This is a genomic window from Klebsiella sp. 10 (genome assembly GCF_018223925.1).
GTDB classification, from domain to species: domain Bacteria; phylum Pseudomonadota; class Gammaproteobacteria; order Enterobacterales; family Enterobacteriaceae; genus Klebsiella; species Klebsiella pneumoniae.
In genome coordinates, this window is record NZ_JAGRRB010000015.1 from 1 (window position 1) to 215 (window position 215).

Here is a 215-nt window from a genome sequence, read left to right on the forward strand (position 1 = left end):
GTGGGGGGAATAGTTGGGGAGTGGATATTGGGGATGGGTGGGTTGAGTGATTCGGGTGAGAATGGTGTGAGAAAAAATAGAGATGACTTTGAGTGAAGTTTGGGGGGCAAGGGGAAAGGGGAGTGGCTGGCAGGTGGTGCTGGGGTTGTGGGGGTTGTGAGAGGAGGGTTGCTGATGGCAGTCGCGCCCCGGAACGGCGGTAAAAACTGAAGCCG